Here is a 15520-nt window from a genome sequence, read left to right as displayed (position 1 = left end):
ATGGCAGGCATGCGCACATCAAACGGCCACTTGGTCAGCGGGCTGGCCCATATCCAGCAAAGCATCCGCGACATTCTCACCACCCCCATCGGCACCCGCGTGATGCGCCGTGAGTACGGCTCGCTACTGCCGGAACTGATCGACCAGCCGCTTAACGACACCACCTTGCTGCAAGCCTACGCCGCCAGCGTGATGGCCATTACCCGCTGGGAGCCAAGGGTGCGCGTGCTACGCGTTAACCGCCAGTTAGATGCCAGCCAGCACGGCCGCGCCTGGCTGGAGATCGACGCCCAAACCCACGATGGCCAGCGCTTCCATGTCGAGGTACCGTTTACATGAGCACGCCCATCGACCTCTCCCAGATCACCCCGCCGGATGTGATCGAGCCACTGGATTTTGAAGCGCTGCTGAGCGAGCGCAAAGCGCGCCTGCTTGAACTCACCCCCAGCGACGAACGGGAAGAACTGGCCAACACCCTCGCCCTTGAAAGCGAACCGCTCACCAAGCTGCTGCAGGAAAACGCCTACCGTGAACTGCTGTTGCGCGAACGCATCAACGACGCCGCCCGCGCCGTCATGCTCGCCTACGCCGCCGGTGGCGACCTCGATCAGCTAGGTGCTAATTTTCAGGTCACGCGTCTAATGCTCGCCCCCGGCGACCCCAACGCCGTGCCGCCGGTACCGCCCACGTTTGAGCACGACCGCGACTTTCGCGCCCGTATCCAGCTCGCCTTCGAAGGGCTATCCGTTGCCGGGCCGGTAGGCGCCTACCAGTTCCACGCCGCGGCTGCCCACCCCGACGTGCGCGATGTCGCAGTAGAAAGCCCCGAGCCAGTGGATGTGGTGCTCACCGTGCTATCGCGCAAAAACGACGGCATCGCCACGCCGGAACTGCTCGCCACCGTGCGCGACTACCTGGAACCTTTTCGGCCGCTCACCGACCGGCTCACCCTGCAGCCCGCCGACCGGGTCGACTACACCATCAACGCCACGCTAACCCTGCGCCCCGGCCCCGATGCAGAGCTGGTGATTGAAGAAGCCCGGCGCGAGCTAAACACCTACACCGATGCCCGCTACAAGCTGGGCACCTGGGTGACCCGTTCCGGCATTAGCGCCGCGCTTACCGTGCAGGGGGTGGAAAACGTCACCTTGCGCAACTGGCAGGATCTACGCAGCCAACCGCACCAGGCACCCCGCTGCACCGGGATTCACATCACCACGGAGCGGCTGCCATGATCCACCTGTTACCGCCCAACCGCAGCCCACTGGAAGCCCGCGTTGCCGCCTCGCACCCGCTGGCCCTGCCGGTACCGCTGCGCACGCTGTGGAACCCGGCCACCTGCCCGGCGGAGCTGCTGCCGTTTCTGGCCTGGGCGTTTTCGGTGGATGTCTGGGAAGCCGATTGGCCCGAGGCCACCAAGCGCGCCGTGATCGCTGAAAGCTTTGCCGTTCACCGCATCAAAGGCACCCGCTTAGCGGTGGAAAAAGCCCTGGCCGCCATGGGCATCAAGGTCACGCTGACCGAGTGGTTTGAGCAACAGCCCACCACCCGGCCCGGCACCTTCCGCGCCCGGCTGCACCTGAACGATAACCGCGAGGTTGCCGACCAGCTCAGCGGCAGCTTTTACCAGCAGATTCACCACGCCATTCAAAGCGCCAAGAACCTGCGCAGCCACTATGATTTTTCGCTGTCCGCCCAGTTCGGCCCCAACCGGATTGGCGTGGCCAGCGCACAGAGTGCCGCCGCCCTAGCCCGCAACGATGCCCGCCCAGCCCAGCCGCCACTCGAAATGGCGACGGATTGGGGGATGGCAAGCACCCTGCAGCCCGCGTCCTTTTCGCGCGCGGCGACGCATCCGGTTCAACCACCGGTCGAGATCGGCGCTGAAGTGGCCGTTACGGCAACGCATGAGGCCAGGGCACACACACGCCGCGCGGCACAGGTCACAGCTGACGCCACGCTTTCACCGGCATGGCTCGCCATTATCAGCGCCTATCGCGGGCTGGCCGTTACTCGTCGACTTATGGCCAACGCCCCTGACACCGACCTGCCAGATTCTGTGGCCCAGGCCAACCTCCCGGCAGCATCGTTGCTCGTCGCCGGTGCCTGTCGCGGATTTGCCGTTACTCATCACACCATGGAGAGCACCACATGACAGCGCTGGTACCCGTGATTACCACGGCGGGCCTCGCCGCCGTATTCAATGCCGAGAGCGATGGCCTGGCCGCACGTATTACCCATATCGCCATCGGTGACAACGCCCGCAACCCCAGCAAGAACGAATTCAAGCTGGTCAACGAACGCAGGCGCGTCAGCATCGCCGATGGCCAACGCGTCAGCGCCCACCAAATCCACCTCACCGGCGTGGTCGATGGCGATGGCCCCGAGTTCTGGGTGCATGAAGTGGGGTTCTTTCTGGAAGACGGCACCCTGCTCGCCGTCTGGTCTGATTCCCAGCCGCTGGCCTACATCTCCAACACGGTACCGCTGCTGCTGGCATTCGATTTACGCCTGGACGCCCTGCCCGCTGAATCCGTCACCGTGGAAGGCACCGGCGCGAACCTGTCGCTGGCCGCCTGGGGCGAACAGTACACCGCCAACGCGGCGGCCATCGTCGACAACATGGCCCGCCAAGTGGATCTGCTGTTCCGCGTTAATGAGTTAGAGAAACGCCCATGAGCACCCAGGCCCCCACGCTCTCCCTGGTCGCCGGTACCACCTACCGCTTTAGCGCAACCTGGGCAAGCGACGCCCCCAACGCCGCGCCGGTGGATCTCACCGGTTGCGAGGCAAGTTTCGTGGTGGCCACCACCCAGGGCGCGCCGCTGCTCAGCTGCGAAACCGGCAACGGTATCGAGCTGGCCCCCGAGCAAGGCGGCATCAGCGTGCATATCCGCCCCGCGCAAACGGCGGGTGCCGTCTCACTCGAGTGGTCAGGTGCCCGTTACGAGCTGCGCGTTACCTTCCCAAACGGCGACGTATTCAGCCTGCTGCGCGGCCACTTCCAGCTAACGCCGGGGGTACTTCATGAGTAATGCCACTCGCTTAACCATCCAAATGCCCGCGCGCTCGGTCACGGTTCACCTGCCCGCGCCGCCGCGTTTTCAGGTCATCAGCCACGGCACCCAAGGCCCGCCCGGCACACTCTCGCCGGAGATCCTCGCCCAAGTGGAGGAAGCCCGCCACGCCACCCAGCAGCTGGGCGATGTGATGAATGCCCTTACCGATGCCATTAGCCACCACGGCGGCATGATCGCCGCCCAAGAGGACGCCACCCCATGAGCTTTGATGAAAACCTGATCGCGCTACGCCAAGCCGTCACCCACACCCTGGGGGTGATCGACGGCAAGCTGCGCAACAAGGCCAACAAAGCAGACGTGCCCACCATCGAGCAGATCGACCAGCGTTTCAGTGCGCTGGCCGGTAGCGCCCCGGAAACCCTGGACACCCTCGCCGAGCTGGCCGAAGCGCTGGGCAACAACCCCAACTTCGCCACCACCATTACCGAAGAGCTGGCCAAGAAAGCCACCAAGGCCCAGGTGGGCGACATCGAAACCCAGTTCGGCGAAGCCCTCACCGCCCTAACCGACGCCTTCACCCAAGGCGCCGCCACCATCCAAAACAGCACCACCACAGACCAGGAGGCCACATGAGCCTAGAAAGCCAAATCACCGCGCTGGTGAGCGCCGCCAATAAGCTGACCAGCGAAGTCGCGAATAAGATGAAGGGGATTGACAACAAGGTTGATAAAGCGACGACAGCCGTTGATGAGTTTCTTAAATCGTCAACGTCTCGCCAACTCTATGTTGATCCAATCAATGGTGATGATGGCAATGACGGTACATCTTGGGCTAAAGCCAAGCGAACGATCAGCGGTGCGTGTACTGAAGTTCCTGACTCTTTTTTAGGTGTGATTCGGCTTGCGAAAGGTGAGCACATCCTAGATCGGAATGTCAGTGTCGCGGGCAAGGTAATAACCCTGATTGGCAGTTCATCGGACAAGGAGGGCTACGTTATCCGAGGCATGCCGTATCTTGGAGAAAGTAGCGCTGGCGTGACCTTCACTTTTTCAACATCGTTTTTGATGGGGTTAAGGGGATATTTGGTTGCTGCGGGAGTTACGTTCAAGACGCTCTTCGTTGAAGATAGCTCCTCACCAGCCATGCGCGCTTACTCGGGCAGCCTTGTTTCAAGTCAAAGCGCGCACGGGATGGTTTTGCTGCAGCACTCGATTATTGAGGTTAATCACGGCCCCTTTCTGCATCAGCACGATGGAGGCTCCTTTGGCACCTGCGATCTACGCATGCGCGCGGTGACCGTCGAAAAAGGGAGTGTGGGAGGAAGCACATATACCGGTCTACGTTACCTTATTGATCAGAACGGCGAAGAGGCGGTGCCTTATGAGTTATATGGCACCAGCGTCGAGCTTATCGGGTTTTCGTCTTGGGCGGATGCTGTTCGCGTCAATCACGCCAATATCACCTCTAACCTACTGTAATAAGGCGCTAACATGAAGATTAAGCAGCTCAAACATAACGAAGTCACTTATTCAGACTTCCTATCTATCGATCTTTTGGAAAAGGGGGTGCCGTTAGAAGTTGTAATGAATGCCGCACATGGCCAGCTTGGTATCGAAATTGATAATGCCGCAGGCAACGCTCGCGCCGCCTTCGTCAGCCCCGGCAGCTACATCGACCAGGAGTACCTGCTGGCCAAGCAGGAAGCCAGCGAGTGGTTGGCAGGCGGTAAAGATGAAACGGCGATTCCATCCAGCGTGCAGGATCACATCGAGATGTTTGGGGTCAGCGCCGAAGCCGCCGCCCAGGAGATCGTCGCCACCGCCGAGCAATGGGAACAGGCACTCGGGGCTATTCGAAGCGTTCGTCTTGGTGGTAAGGCAGCGGTTAGTCGATCGGAAACCATCGAAGCCGCTGAGCAGGCTGCCAAAGAAGCGGTCGCAGCGCTCGACGCCATTCGTCCGCCAGAGAGCTCACTATGAACAAATCCCAGCTTGAGCATGCGCTAATCGCTCTGCTCATCCAGTTGGTCTTATGGCCTTACCTGGGTATGTGGGTCGCCGGTGCCATCGCGGTGACACTGTTGCTAGGTCGCGAGATTGCCCAGAACGAATACCGGCTGGCCAGTCGGCGCGGCTGGAAGTGGGGCGAGCCGCTGCCAGTGAAATGGCACGAAGGGGTATGGCGAGCCTGGACAAGTGATTCAGTGTACGACGTGCTTGTGCCCCTAGCGCTCTGCGTACTGGCCGCCCTGGCACTGTCTCTGCTGTAGGTCTGTCATTGGATATAGCCACCCAAGCCCGCCACCCGGCGGGCTTTTTACTGCCTCCCCGCTCCCTTTTCTGTCCCCCACTCCCCGCACAACGCCCGCCGCTACCCTCCCGCGCGAAGTCGCCACACCATGGCAGCTCTTATCGTTCAAACATTTGATACCGCTTGAACCTGCGCAGGAGACAAGCATGGCCCAGGATTACCATCACGGCGTCCGCGTCGTCGAAATCAACGAAGGCACTCGCCCCATCCGCACCGTGGCCACCGCCGTTATCGGCTTGGTGGCCACTGGCCCGGAGGCGGATGCCGAACGCTTCCCCCTCGATACGCCGGTATTGGTCACCGACATTTACAGCGCCATTGGCGCGGCGGGCACCACCGGCACCCTGGCCCGTTCGCTGCGCGCCATTGTCGAAGAAACCCGCGCCCTGTGCGTGGTGGTGCGCGTGGCCGAAGGCGAGGACGAAGCCGAAACCACTGCCAACATCATCGGAAGCGTGACCGCCACCGGCCAGAAAACCGGTATTCAGGCGCTGCTCGCCGCTGAACAGCGCTTTGGCGTGAAACCGCGCATTCTCGGCGTGCCGGAGCTGGATAACGAAGACGTCGCCAGTGCCCTGGTCAGCATCGCCATAAAGCTGCGGGCCTTCGCCTACGTATCTGCTTACGGCTGCGAAACCAAAGAAGAAGCGGTGATGTACCGGGAGAACTTCGGCGAACGTGAAGCCATGGTGATCTGGCCCAACTTCCAAAACTTCGACGTTAACGCCCAGGAAAGCCGCCCGCTCTCCGCCGTCGCCAAAGCCCTTGGCCACCGTGCACGGCTGGATAACGACATCGGCTGGCACAAAACCATCTCGAATATGCCCGTCAACAGCGTCACCGGCATTACCCACGATGTGTTCTGGGATCTCCAAGATCCCGCCACCGATGCCGGTTACCTCAACGCCGCTGAAGTCACCACGCTGATCAACAAGTCAGGCTTCCGCTTCTGGGGCTCGCGCACCTGCACCATCGACCCGCTGTTCGCGTTTGAGTCCTACACCCGCACCGCCCAAGTGCTGGCAGACACAATCGCGGAAGCGCATTTGTGGGCAGTGGATAAGCCGATGCACCCCAGCTTGGTTCGCGACATTATCGAAGGCATCAACGCCAAGTTCCGCGAGCTCACCCGCAAAGGCTACCTGCTCGGCGGCGAGGCCTGGTTCGACCCCGAGCTAAACAGCAAGGAAGTCCTGAAAAGCGGCAAGCTCTACATCGACTACAACTACACCCCAGTGCCGCCGCTGGAAAACCTCATGCTGCAGCAGCGCATTACCGACCAATATCTTGTCGATTTTGCCGACCGCATCAACGCCTAACAGGAGCAAGCAAAAATGCTACCCCACATCCTCAAAGACTTTAATTTGTTCGGCGACGGCAACAACTGGCAGGGCCAAATCCCCGAACTCACCCTGCCGGAACTCGCCCGCCGCATGGTCGAGTACGAAGGCGGCGGCATGGAAGGCCCGATTGAAGTGGATCAAGGCAACGAACTGCAAACCTTCGAATGGGTCGCGGGCGGCATGATTGTCGATATCTACGAAAGCTACGGCAGCCCCATCCACGACGCCGCCATGCTGCGTATGACCGGCTCTTACGAATCCGACGAAGACGGCGGCGTAATTCCCGTCGAGATCGTGATGCGTGGCCGTCACAAGACTATCAGCATGGGTGACGCATCGAAGGGTGATAACAACCAAATCAGCGTCACCACCACCCTGAGCTACTTCAAGTTAATGGTCGATGGCGAAGAGGTCATCGAACGCGACGTGCCCGGCTTCATCTTCAAGGTACGCGGTAAGGATCGCTTGGCAGAGCGCCGCGCCGCCCTTGGGGTGTAAACAGCCCGGCAACTTCCCACCCACGGCCACCCCGGTGGCCACACCTAACACTTAGGAACCCATCATGACCGATAAGACTGAAAACCAAAGTACCGAAGCCCAAGCCATCGAAACCCCAGCCGCCACCGCCCCAGGCGTACCTACCGAAGTGGTCGAGCTGGAAACCCCGCTACAGCGTGGCAAAACATTGGTGAAAGAAATCACCGTCCGCAAGCCCATGAGCGGCGGTATGCGCGGCGTCTCTCTGGTGGACATCATGAACCTCGATGTAGCCGCCCTTACCAAAGTCATGCCCCGCATTACCACCCCCGCGCTGACAGAAGCCGAACTCAAAACCATGGACATCGTTGACCTGGTGCAACTCGGCACGGCGCTGAACGGTTTTTTAACCCCAAAGAAATTCAAGGACATCGAGGCATAGGGCTTCAACCAATAGCCCTAGCCGAGTTCGTTGAAGACGCCATGGCGGATCTCGCCATGGTGTTCCACTGGGAACCCAGCGCGATGGACGGCATGGAGCTGGAAGAACTCATGCAATGGCGCGAACGCGCCCGCAAACGCCACGAAGGCAGCAAGCCAAACGGTAAACGCACCAAATAGGAAAACAGCCGATGTCGCGTAATCTACGCCTACAAGTCATGTTGAACGCGGTAGATCGCGTCACCGGCCCCCTAAAGCGGATGCGCCAAAGTGCCGGTCAAACCGGCCAGGCCATGCGCGAAACCCGCGACCAGCTCAAAGACCTGCAGCGTCAGCAAAGCGACCTCACCAGCTACCGCAAAGCCAACGCTGCCCTTCGCACCAATACCCGCGCAATGCGCGACGCCCGCACGCGCAACCGCGAATACACCCAGGCACTGGAACGCCAGCGCGAAGCGCACACCGGCATCAAATCCGGCCTTACCGTCGCAAGGCGGGAATACGACCGCTTAGCTCGCCAGCTACTCAACACCAAGCAACCCAGCGACCAGCTTACCGCCTCGCTGGAACGCGCTCGCGTGCGGCTCCACGGCCAGCAAACCGAGTTCGACCGCTCCGCCCGCGCGCTAAAGGAATACCGCAACCGAACCCGCAACGCAGGTGAGGAAGTAAAGCGGCTTACCCAGAACCACGCCACCCAAACCGAGCGTATCCGGGGTTTAAAAACGCGGTTGGATGAAGCAGGCATTAGCACCGACAACATGGGCCGCAGTGCTAGGGAGCTGCGCTCCAAAGAGGAACGGCTCAACACCACCCTGCAGCAGCAAAAGCGCCACCTTGCCGAAGTTGCCGAACGCCAGCGGCGCTTAACCCAGGCCCGAGACCGTTACCAAAATGGCATGGCCAACGTCGCCCGCGCCCAAGGCGTGGGTATGGGTATGCTCGGCACTGGCATGGCCCAAGGTTACGCCGCCGCCCGCCTGTTAACGCCTGGCGTTGCCTGGGCGGAACAGATGAGCACTCTGCAGGCCGTGGGCCGCTTCGACGCAGACGATGAACGCTTCCAAGGGCTACGCCAGCAATCCCGCGACTTAGGGTCAACCACCGCCTTCAGCGCTACCGAAGTCGGCGCGGGGCAAGAGTTTCTATTGCGCGCCGGGATGAGCAGCGAGGCCATTCAAGCCTCAATGAAAGACGTGCTCGCGCTATCGCTGGCCAACAATACCGAGCTGGCCCGCGCGGCGGATATCGCCTCCAACATTGCCGGTGCATTCAAGGTCGATATGGAGGCGGAGGGCGCCATGGCACGGGTCGGGGATATCCTCTCCGGTACCGCCAGCCGAGCCAACGTCAACCTGGAAATGCTCGGCGAAACCATGAAGTACCTGGGCGGCGCCGAAGACCTCAAGCTGACCATGGAACAAGCCGCGGCGATGTCGGGCATTCTCGGCAACATCGGTATTCAGGGCAGCCAGGCCGGTACCACCATGCGCGCCATGATGAACCGGCTCACCAACCCCGTTGGTAAGGGCGCGGCCGCCATTGAAAACATCGGGCTGCAGGTGTCAGACGCCAACGGCAATATGCGCGCCATGCCCGATATCCTGCGCGATATCAGCCAAGCCACGGCTGACCTGGGCAACGTCGAACGCAAAGCCATCATGCAGGATATCTTCGGCGTGGAAGCGGGCTCCGGCATGTCTGAGCTGGTCGACGCCATGGGCGGTGGCCAGCTGGATGAGATCATCAACGCCCTGGGCGACAACATGGGCGAAAACGCCCGTATGGCCGAAGTGATGGCCGACAACATCGGCGGCGATTTAAAAAACCTGCGCAGCGCCTGGGAAGAAGTCGGCATCAGTATCACTGACACCAACGACGGCCCCCTGCGCGACCTGGTGCAAACCATCACCAAGATTACCCGCGGGGTCGGCGACTGGATCAAAGAAAACCCCGAACTCGCAGGCACCATCGCCAAGGTGGCGGCGGCCATGATCGCCTTGGCCACCATCGGCGGTGCCGTCACCATGACCTTTGCCAGCATCCTCTCCCCGCTGCTGTTCGCCCGCTTCGCCATGTCCACCCTGGGCATTCAGGCGGGCGTACTCGGCCCGGTATTAAAAACCGCCAGTGCCGCCCTGTTCGCGGTGGGCAAAGCGCTAACGGTGGGCCTGTTGGGCGCACTCAAAGCCACGGCGGTATTCCTGGCCACCAACCCCATCGGCTGGGCCATCCTGGCCATCGCCGCCACCGCCCTGGTGATTTACAAATACTGGGAACCCATCAAAGGTTTTTTCCTGGGCCTATGGCAGCAGGTAAAAGACGCCTTTGGCGACGGCATCGGTGGCGTTACCCGCCTGCTGGTCAACTGGTCACCGCTTGGCTTGCTCTATAGCGGCATCTCATCCGCGTTAGGCCTGCTGGGCATTGAACTGCCCGGCTCACTTAGCGAGCTGGGTAGCAAGATGATCGGCGGCTTATCCAGCGGCATGAGCAGCGCCATGGGCTGGGTGCGTCAATCAGCGAATAGCGTGTGGGCAACGGTCAACGACGCCTTTGGCGATGGCATCGGTGGCGTATACAAGCTGCTGATTGATTGGTCACCGCTTGGGCTGCTGCACAGTGCGTTTATATCCGCACTGGATCTGCTGGGCATTTCAGTGCCCGAAGGGTTCCGCAGCCTGGGCGGCTTTGTGATTGACGGCCTGCTGGGCGGGCTAACCGAAAAGCTCGCCGCCCTGCGCGAACACATTACCAGCATCGCCACCAGCGTGGCCGATTGGTTCAAAGGGGTGCTGGGTATCAACTCCCCCAGCCGTGTGTTTGAAGGCTTCGGCGTCAATATCGTTGAAGGCATGATCAACGGCATCGGCAGTATGATCGGCGCGCTTCGTGACCAGGTAATGGGCATGGCGGGCAATATCGCAGGCTGGGTGCAAGACGCCATGGGTAGCGCACTGGACTCACTCAGCAACGGTGCCAACCGTGCTATTCAGCTGGGCAAAGAGACCGCGGCGGGTTTAGGCCAAGGCATTCGTGACGGCGCCAACCGAGCAACGGAAAGCGCCGCCAACCTCGCCAACGATGTGACCAGCACCGTGCGTGGCTGGCTGGATATCCACTCCCCCAGCCGCGTATTTGCCACCATTGGTGGCTATGTATCCCAAGGCCTGGCGAACGGCATTGAAGCCGACGCCGATGGCCCCGTTAAGCAAGTGCGCAGCCTGACGGATCGCTTACGAAGCGCCGCCGCCGGGCTAATGCTGGGCGCCGGGGTCGCCTCGCCTGCGCTCGCGTTAGATATTCAAACGCCCACCCTGCCGCCGCTACCCACGCTGGTGAGCGAGGTGGCCACGCCCGACGTACCCAAGCCCGAAACACCCACGCTGGATGCGCTGCACATCGAGCGGCCGGAGCTACCCGCGTTACCCGAGCTAGGCGCGCTAGAGATCCAGCGCCCCACGTTGCCGGAAATGCCCACACTGGATGCGCTGGGGTTCGAGTGGCCAGAGCTACCGCAATTCGACCCCCTGCAGGTCGATACCAGCGGCGTACAGATTGACGCCCGGCCACCGCTGCAAAGCCACGCCAGCCAACCCAGTGAAGGCGGGCTGGTGATTCACGGCGGCATCAACATCGAGATTCACGCCGCCCCGGGTATGGATGAACAAGCCCTGGCACGGCTGGTAAACGCCGAAGTGCAGCGTGCCCTGCGCGATGCCGAACGCCGCGCCCAGGCACGCCATCGCAGCGCCTTCCACGACATTGATTAAAGAGCAGTAAGGAGCACCACCATGATGATGATTTACGGCATGTTCGTGTTCTCACTCGACACCGCCGCCTATCAAGAACTACAGCGCCAAACCAACTGGCGGCAGGAAGCCCAAGGCCGCGTTGGCCTGCTGCCCGCCCGGCAGTTTCTTGGCCCAGGGGACGACACCTTCACGCTCACCGGCACCCTTCACCCCCAGTTCACCGGTGGCCAGCCCCACCTGGATCAATTGCGCGACATGGCCAGCCAAGGCCACGCTTGGCCATTGATCGAAGGCACCGGCAAAAACTACGGCTTTTTTGTCATGGAAAGCCTAAAGGAGCGCAAGGTCGCCTTAATGCGCGACGGCGCCGCCCAGCAGATTGACTTTGATATGGTGATGCATCGGGTAGAAGACGATAACGGCAACCTGCTGGCCATGCTCGGCCCGCTGGCAGGCATGGCCCTACGCGCCGTGCCAAGGTTGGTGTAAGCATGATTCCCGCCCGACGCCCCGCCTACGCCATCGGTGGCATGGCCGCCACCGGCCGCCTGCAAAGCCTCACCATCACCGACCGGCGCGGCACCACCACCGACGAACTCACCCTAACCCTGGAAGATCACGACGGCCGCCTCGCTATTCCCCCGCGCGGCAAGATCCTGACCGTGGCCCTGGGCTGGGAAGGGGAAGCCCTGGTGGATCGCGGCAGCTTTACCGTGGATGAAGTTGAACACTCAGGCGCACCGGACGTGCTCACCATTCGCGCCCGCAGCGCCGACTTACGCAAAGAGAACCCCGCCAAACGCTGCGAAAGCTACCACGAGAAAACCCTGCAAGACATCGTCGCCACCGCCGCCGGTCGCCTGGGCTTGGCGCCCAACATCGCCCCAGCGTTGGCAGGCATCTTTATCGACCACATCGACCAAACCGACGAATCAGATTTACATTTTCTCTACCGCCTGGCTGAACGCTATGACGCCCTATGCATGGCCAAAAACGGCAACCTACTGTTTATGCCCATGAACGGCGGCGTGACCGCAGGCGGCACGCCCATCCCCATGCTCACCCTCAAGCGTGGCGTAGGCGACACCCACCGCTATCTCATTGCCGACCGTGAAGAGTTCACCGGCGTACTCGCCTACTGGAGCGACTTGGACGAAGCGGAACGCAAAGAGGTACTGGTGGGCAGCAGCGACAACACCAAGCGGCTACGCCACACCTATGCTACCGAGGCCCACGCCATTGAAGAGGCAAGCGCTGAACTCAAACGCCTGCAAAGGAAGCATTCAGAACTAACGCTGGATCTAGCCGAAGGCCGCGCCGACATCTACCCCGAAACCCCGGTCACTGCCGAAGGCTACAAGCCAGAGATCGACGCCACCCCCTGGATCATTGACGAAGTCACCCACAATTTCACGGAACGGGGGTATACCTGCAGCATTAGGATGGAGACGCGGTGAAAGCCGAATGGCACCGTCTACTTTTCAATCAACCAGGCCATTAGCGACCCAGAGATATTCCCAAAACGCCCGGCTGGCGTATTAGCTGAAAATCCAGGGCTGACGCTACGCGATGGAGTGATTACTTAGTTAACGCTCAACCCGAAGTATCGCAGCTACGCTACCGCGCTAGCCTTGCACGAGACAAAAAAATCTTTAAATACAATGAATTGAATATAACCATCCCAAAAGTCATTTGAACTTAGAGGAGAAAGGGTCAAAAAAATATCTATTTACATATAATATTGCTATTTTATGGAATAGGGCACACCTACGAAAAAAGCACACAGTATGTACCAAATTGTAACAATCGCACCAGATTGGGTCTTAGAAGACGAGCCAATGGGTACGAAGGATAAATGCTGGGTGCTGCTACCCAATGACGACACCCCATGGCTCTTTAAATTCTCCCGAAAGATTTCCATGCAGCCAGTCAGTATTGCTGGAGAGCACTGGTCTGAGAAGGTAGCTAGTGAGATTGGCGGAATATTAGGTATACCTTGCGCAAAAGTCGAAATCGCGGAATTCGATGGTTCTTATGGCGCAATCAGCCAAAAGTTCGAAGATCTGCAAAACTCCTCATGCGAATTAGTCCACGGAAATGAGTTGCTAGCAGGTGCAATTGAAAATTACGACCAAGAGAAGAAATATGGCCATAGTTTACATACACTTGAAAACATACTAACAGCAATCAAAACAGTAACTAATAGCGAGCAAGCCCGAAGAGACGCTTATCACGCAATTGGTGGTTATATACTTTTAGATGCATTAATTATGAACGGTGATAGACATCATGAAAACTGGTCAATGTTCAGGAAATATACAGCTGGGCAAATCAGCCATGAAATGGCACCCTCATTCGATCATGCATCTTCACTAGGTCGTGAACTAGAGCCGCGAAAAATTTCGATTTGGAAGCAACAAGGCCCCCAAAATTACAGCAACCAAATTGATAAGTATATTCGCAAGGGCCCTGGAGGAGTCTTTGAAAAAGTCGACGCTAGGAAAGGGATGAACCCTATTGAATTAGTTGCACTCGCTAACAAAAGATGGCCTAGCGTAATTTCTCCATGGCTTAAAAAATTATCAGAGACTGACATTGAGATTATATGTGGGACATTAAAAGAAGTACCAATAGCATGTACTAATAGCTATGCTATGGAATTTGCAGAACTTTTACTTAGAAAAACATACGTCAGGTTATTGGAGATCTAAAATGAGCACACTCTATCTAGCATGGCGCTCAAAATACAATACTAACAATTGCACACAAAACGAAACACGATGGTTTCCAATTGGAGCTCTAGATTATGATAAAAGCGAATCATTATATAGATTTTTTTATCTAAAAGGCGCAGAGAAAGCCAGAGAACTTGCTGGTTTTTCAGCGCTAGACGCTTTCCCTGATTTTGAAAAAAAATATCAGTCGGATGAGCTGTTCGAATTTTTTAAAAATAGAGTACCAAATAGAAAAAGAAGAGATTTTTCTAGCATTGTAGAGAGAATGGACTTGGAACCTAACTCAGCAGATCCAGTTTCAATTTTATCTATTTCAGGAGGCACTCGACAAACTGACTGCTTAGAAATTTTTCCTGAGCTAGAACTTAGTGAAGACGGCTACTTCACATGTAAGTTTTTCGTGCATGGAAGCCGCTTCATGTCTGATTATTCCAATGCAAAATTAAAAGAACTTCAAGTTGGAGATGAGCTGAAAATTGCTATCGAAATGAATAACCCAGCAACAGGTAGCGCAATTCAAATCCAAACCAAAGATGATCTCGCTGTGATTGGTTATGCTCCAAGGTATTTGCTAGAAGACTTAAAGCAAATGGAACAAAATCCCTATGAAGTTAAAGCACATATTGCCAAGGTCAATCTTGAGCCAGCACCTTCTAACCAAAGGTTGCTAGTAAGCCTATCTGGAAAACTTCCTAAAACTAATAGCAGCATGAGAGCACAAGAAGAGTTTTCCGCGCTAATTCATTAATTTTAGCTGTTTACCCCCAGCCACTCACATGGCCGGGGGTTTTTATTGCCGCAATCCTCTGGCGAAGCGTTTCCGCCACGCGTGCTATTAGGCGACCACACCACTATGCCAAATTAACTGAGCAATGCATGTAAGCATTTTGCCATCTGTTTGTAAGAAATAACCTACACCGCCCAACACCTAGCCTGCCTCACCACCACCCCTCGATACTGCTTAGCGGTGATAAAACACCCCTGCCCACCAGCGGTGGGCAACAACCGGCAGCGGCTGCCCACGCGGTGGGCTTTGAATAACCGGTACTCGCCTTCCACCTCCGCCACCACCAGATCGGCATGGCCAAACGTGCGCGCCTCATCCACTACCAGCACATCACCTTCCATCCAAAGCCCACCTGGGCGTGCATCCTCGCTGATCTCTACCAGAAAGCAACTGGGCGGAAATTTTCGCCTGTCCATTTCTGCCACGGCTGGGTGCTCCACGCCCACCACTGCTGGCCCTAAGTAATTCACTCGCATGCTGTTGCCCTGTGCTTGCTCCACATTAAGCGACGTATATTAGCGTTTGGTAAGCGCGCCATAAAACCCATCTACCCACCTTAACGTTGGCTGATCACACTGATGGTCTCTTTAATTTTGGAGATCATCATGAGCCGCGAACTCAATCCCACTCAAGCGTTTTGGTTAGGCCACCT

General features: G+C 58.2%; 20 protein-coding genes. 19 read left to right on the top strand and 1 reads right to left on the bottom strand.

What is annotated here, in order from left to right; all coding sequences use genetic code 11:
- The 19 genes from QT231_RS13660 (at nucleotide 1) to QT231_RS13570 (ending at nucleotide 14829) form a co-directional block, all read left to right on the top strand.
- Nucleotides 1-339, top strand: coding sequence for a GPW/gp25 family protein (locus tag QT231_RS13660; RefSeq protein ID WP_064234072.1), 339 nt, complete (start codon nucleotides 1-3; stop codon nucleotides 337-339).
- Nucleotides 336-1235 carry a baseplate J/gp47 family protein gene (locus tag QT231_RS13655; RefSeq protein WP_308337412.1) on the top strand — a complete coding sequence of 300 codons (900 nt, stop codon included), beginning with the start codon at nucleotides 336-338 and terminating at the stop codon, nucleotides 1233-1235. The genes QT231_RS13660 and QT231_RS13655 overlap by 4 nt, the downstream gene beginning before the upstream one ends.
- Complete coding sequence (locus QT231_RS13650; RefSeq protein ID WP_308337411.1) at nucleotides 1232-2155, top strand: phage tail protein I; 924 nt, start codon at nucleotides 1232-1234, stop codon at nucleotides 2153-2155. The genes QT231_RS13655 and QT231_RS13650 overlap by 4 nt, the downstream gene beginning before the upstream one ends.
- The gene (locus tag QT231_RS13645) at nucleotides 2152-2679 is read left to right on the top strand and encodes a phage tail protein (RefSeq protein ID WP_308337410.1); all 528 of its coding nucleotides are present in this window, start codon (nucleotides 2152-2154) and stop codon (nucleotides 2677-2679) included. Before QT231_RS13650 ends, QT231_RS13645 begins: the two co-directional genes overlap by 4 nt.
- A complete protein-coding gene (locus QT231_RS13640; protein WP_308337409.1) occupies nucleotides 2676-3035 on the top strand; it encodes a hypothetical protein in 360 nt (119 codons plus the stop codon). The genes QT231_RS13645 and QT231_RS13640 overlap by 4 nt, the downstream gene beginning before the upstream one ends.
- Nucleotides 3028-3282, top strand: a complete 255-nt coding sequence (locus QT231_RS13635) for a hypothetical protein (protein ID WP_308337408.1) — start codon at nucleotides 3028-3030, stop codon at nucleotides 3280-3282. Before QT231_RS13640 ends, QT231_RS13635 begins: the two co-directional genes overlap by 8 nt.
- On the top strand, nucleotides 3279-3653 hold the full coding sequence (locus tag QT231_RS13630; protein WP_308337406.1) for a hypothetical protein: 375 nt from the start codon (nucleotides 3279-3281) through the stop codon (nucleotides 3651-3653). The genes QT231_RS13635 and QT231_RS13630 overlap by 4 nt, the downstream gene beginning before the upstream one ends.
- A complete protein-coding gene (locus QT231_RS13625; RefSeq protein WP_308337405.1) occupies nucleotides 3650-4498 on the top strand; it encodes a hypothetical protein in 849 nt (282 codons plus the stop codon). The genes QT231_RS13630 and QT231_RS13625 overlap by 4 nt, the downstream gene beginning before the upstream one ends.
- 12 nt (nucleotides 4499-4510) lie before the next feature.
- A complete protein-coding gene (locus QT231_RS13620; RefSeq protein WP_308337404.1) occupies nucleotides 4511-4999 on the top strand; it encodes a hypothetical protein in 489 nt (162 codons plus the stop codon).
- Nucleotides 4996-5289, top strand: coding sequence for a hypothetical protein (locus QT231_RS13615; protein WP_308337403.1), 294 nt, complete (start codon nucleotides 4996-4998; stop codon nucleotides 5287-5289). The genes QT231_RS13620 and QT231_RS13615 overlap by 4 nt, the downstream gene beginning before the upstream one ends.
- Nucleotides 5290-5476: 187 nt before the next feature.
- Nucleotides 5477-6649 (top strand): phage tail sheath protein, encoded by a 1173-nt coding sequence (locus tag QT231_RS13610; RefSeq protein ID WP_308337402.1) that lies wholly within the window; start codon nucleotides 5477-5479, stop codon nucleotides 6647-6649.
- A gap of 15 nt (nucleotides 6650-6664) precedes the next feature.
- Nucleotides 6665-7171, top strand: coding sequence for a phage major tail tube protein (locus QT231_RS13605; protein WP_308337401.1), 507 nt, complete (start codon nucleotides 6665-6667; stop codon nucleotides 7169-7171).
- A 64-nt stretch (nucleotides 7172-7235) separates the two neighbouring features.
- Nucleotides 7236-7592, top strand: coding sequence for a phage tail assembly protein (locus QT231_RS13600; protein ID WP_308337400.1), 357 nt, complete (start codon nucleotides 7236-7238; stop codon nucleotides 7590-7592).
- Between the two features lie 41 nt (nucleotides 7593-7633).
- Nucleotides 7634-7771: a GpE family phage tail protein gene (locus QT231_RS13595; protein WP_308337399.1), complete on the top strand. Its 138-nt coding sequence runs from the start codon at nucleotides 7634-7636 to the stop codon at nucleotides 7769-7771.
- A gap of 11 nt (nucleotides 7772-7782) precedes the next feature.
- Complete coding sequence (locus QT231_RS13590) at nucleotides 7783-11364, top strand: phage tail tape measure protein (RefSeq protein ID WP_308337398.1); 3582 nt, start codon at nucleotides 7783-7785, stop codon at nucleotides 11362-11364.
- A gap of 21 nt (nucleotides 11365-11385) precedes the next feature.
- The gene (locus QT231_RS13585; RefSeq protein ID WP_308337397.1) at nucleotides 11386-11835 is read left to right on the top strand and encodes a phage tail protein; all 450 of its coding nucleotides are present in this window, start codon (nucleotides 11386-11388) and stop codon (nucleotides 11833-11835) included.
- Nucleotides 11836-11837: 2 nt separating this feature from the next.
- Nucleotides 11838-12803, top strand: coding sequence for a contractile injection system protein, VgrG/Pvc8 family (locus tag QT231_RS13580; protein ID WP_308337396.1), 966 nt, complete (start codon nucleotides 11838-11840; stop codon nucleotides 12801-12803).
- A gap of 330 nt (nucleotides 12804-13133) precedes the next feature.
- Nucleotides 13134-14057 carry a HipA domain-containing protein gene (locus QT231_RS13575; RefSeq protein ID WP_308337395.1) on the top strand — a complete coding sequence of 308 codons (924 nt, stop codon included), beginning with the start codon at nucleotides 13134-13136 and terminating at the stop codon, nucleotides 14055-14057.
- 1 nt (nucleotide 14058) lies between these two features.
- Entirely contained in the window at nucleotides 14059-14829 is a 771-nt protein-coding gene (locus tag QT231_RS13570) for an HIRAN domain-containing protein (RefSeq protein ID WP_308337394.1), read from the top strand.
- A 164-nt stretch (nucleotides 14830-14993) separates the two neighbouring features.
- Here QT231_RS13570 and QT231_RS13565 read toward each other — a convergent pair whose 3' ends face one another.
- On the bottom strand, nucleotides 14994-15344 hold the full coding sequence (locus tag QT231_RS13565) for a hypothetical protein (RefSeq protein ID WP_308337393.1): 351 nt from the start codon (nucleotides 15342-15344) through the stop codon (nucleotides 14994-14996).
- Between the last annotated feature and the right edge of the window lie 176 nt (nucleotides 15345-15520).

This window comes from Halomonas sp. SpR1 (genome assembly GCF_031010175.1).
Lineage (GTDB): Bacteria > Pseudomonadota > Gammaproteobacteria > Pseudomonadales > Halomonadaceae > Vreelandella.
This window is presented reverse-complemented; position numbering and strand designations above follow the sequence as displayed.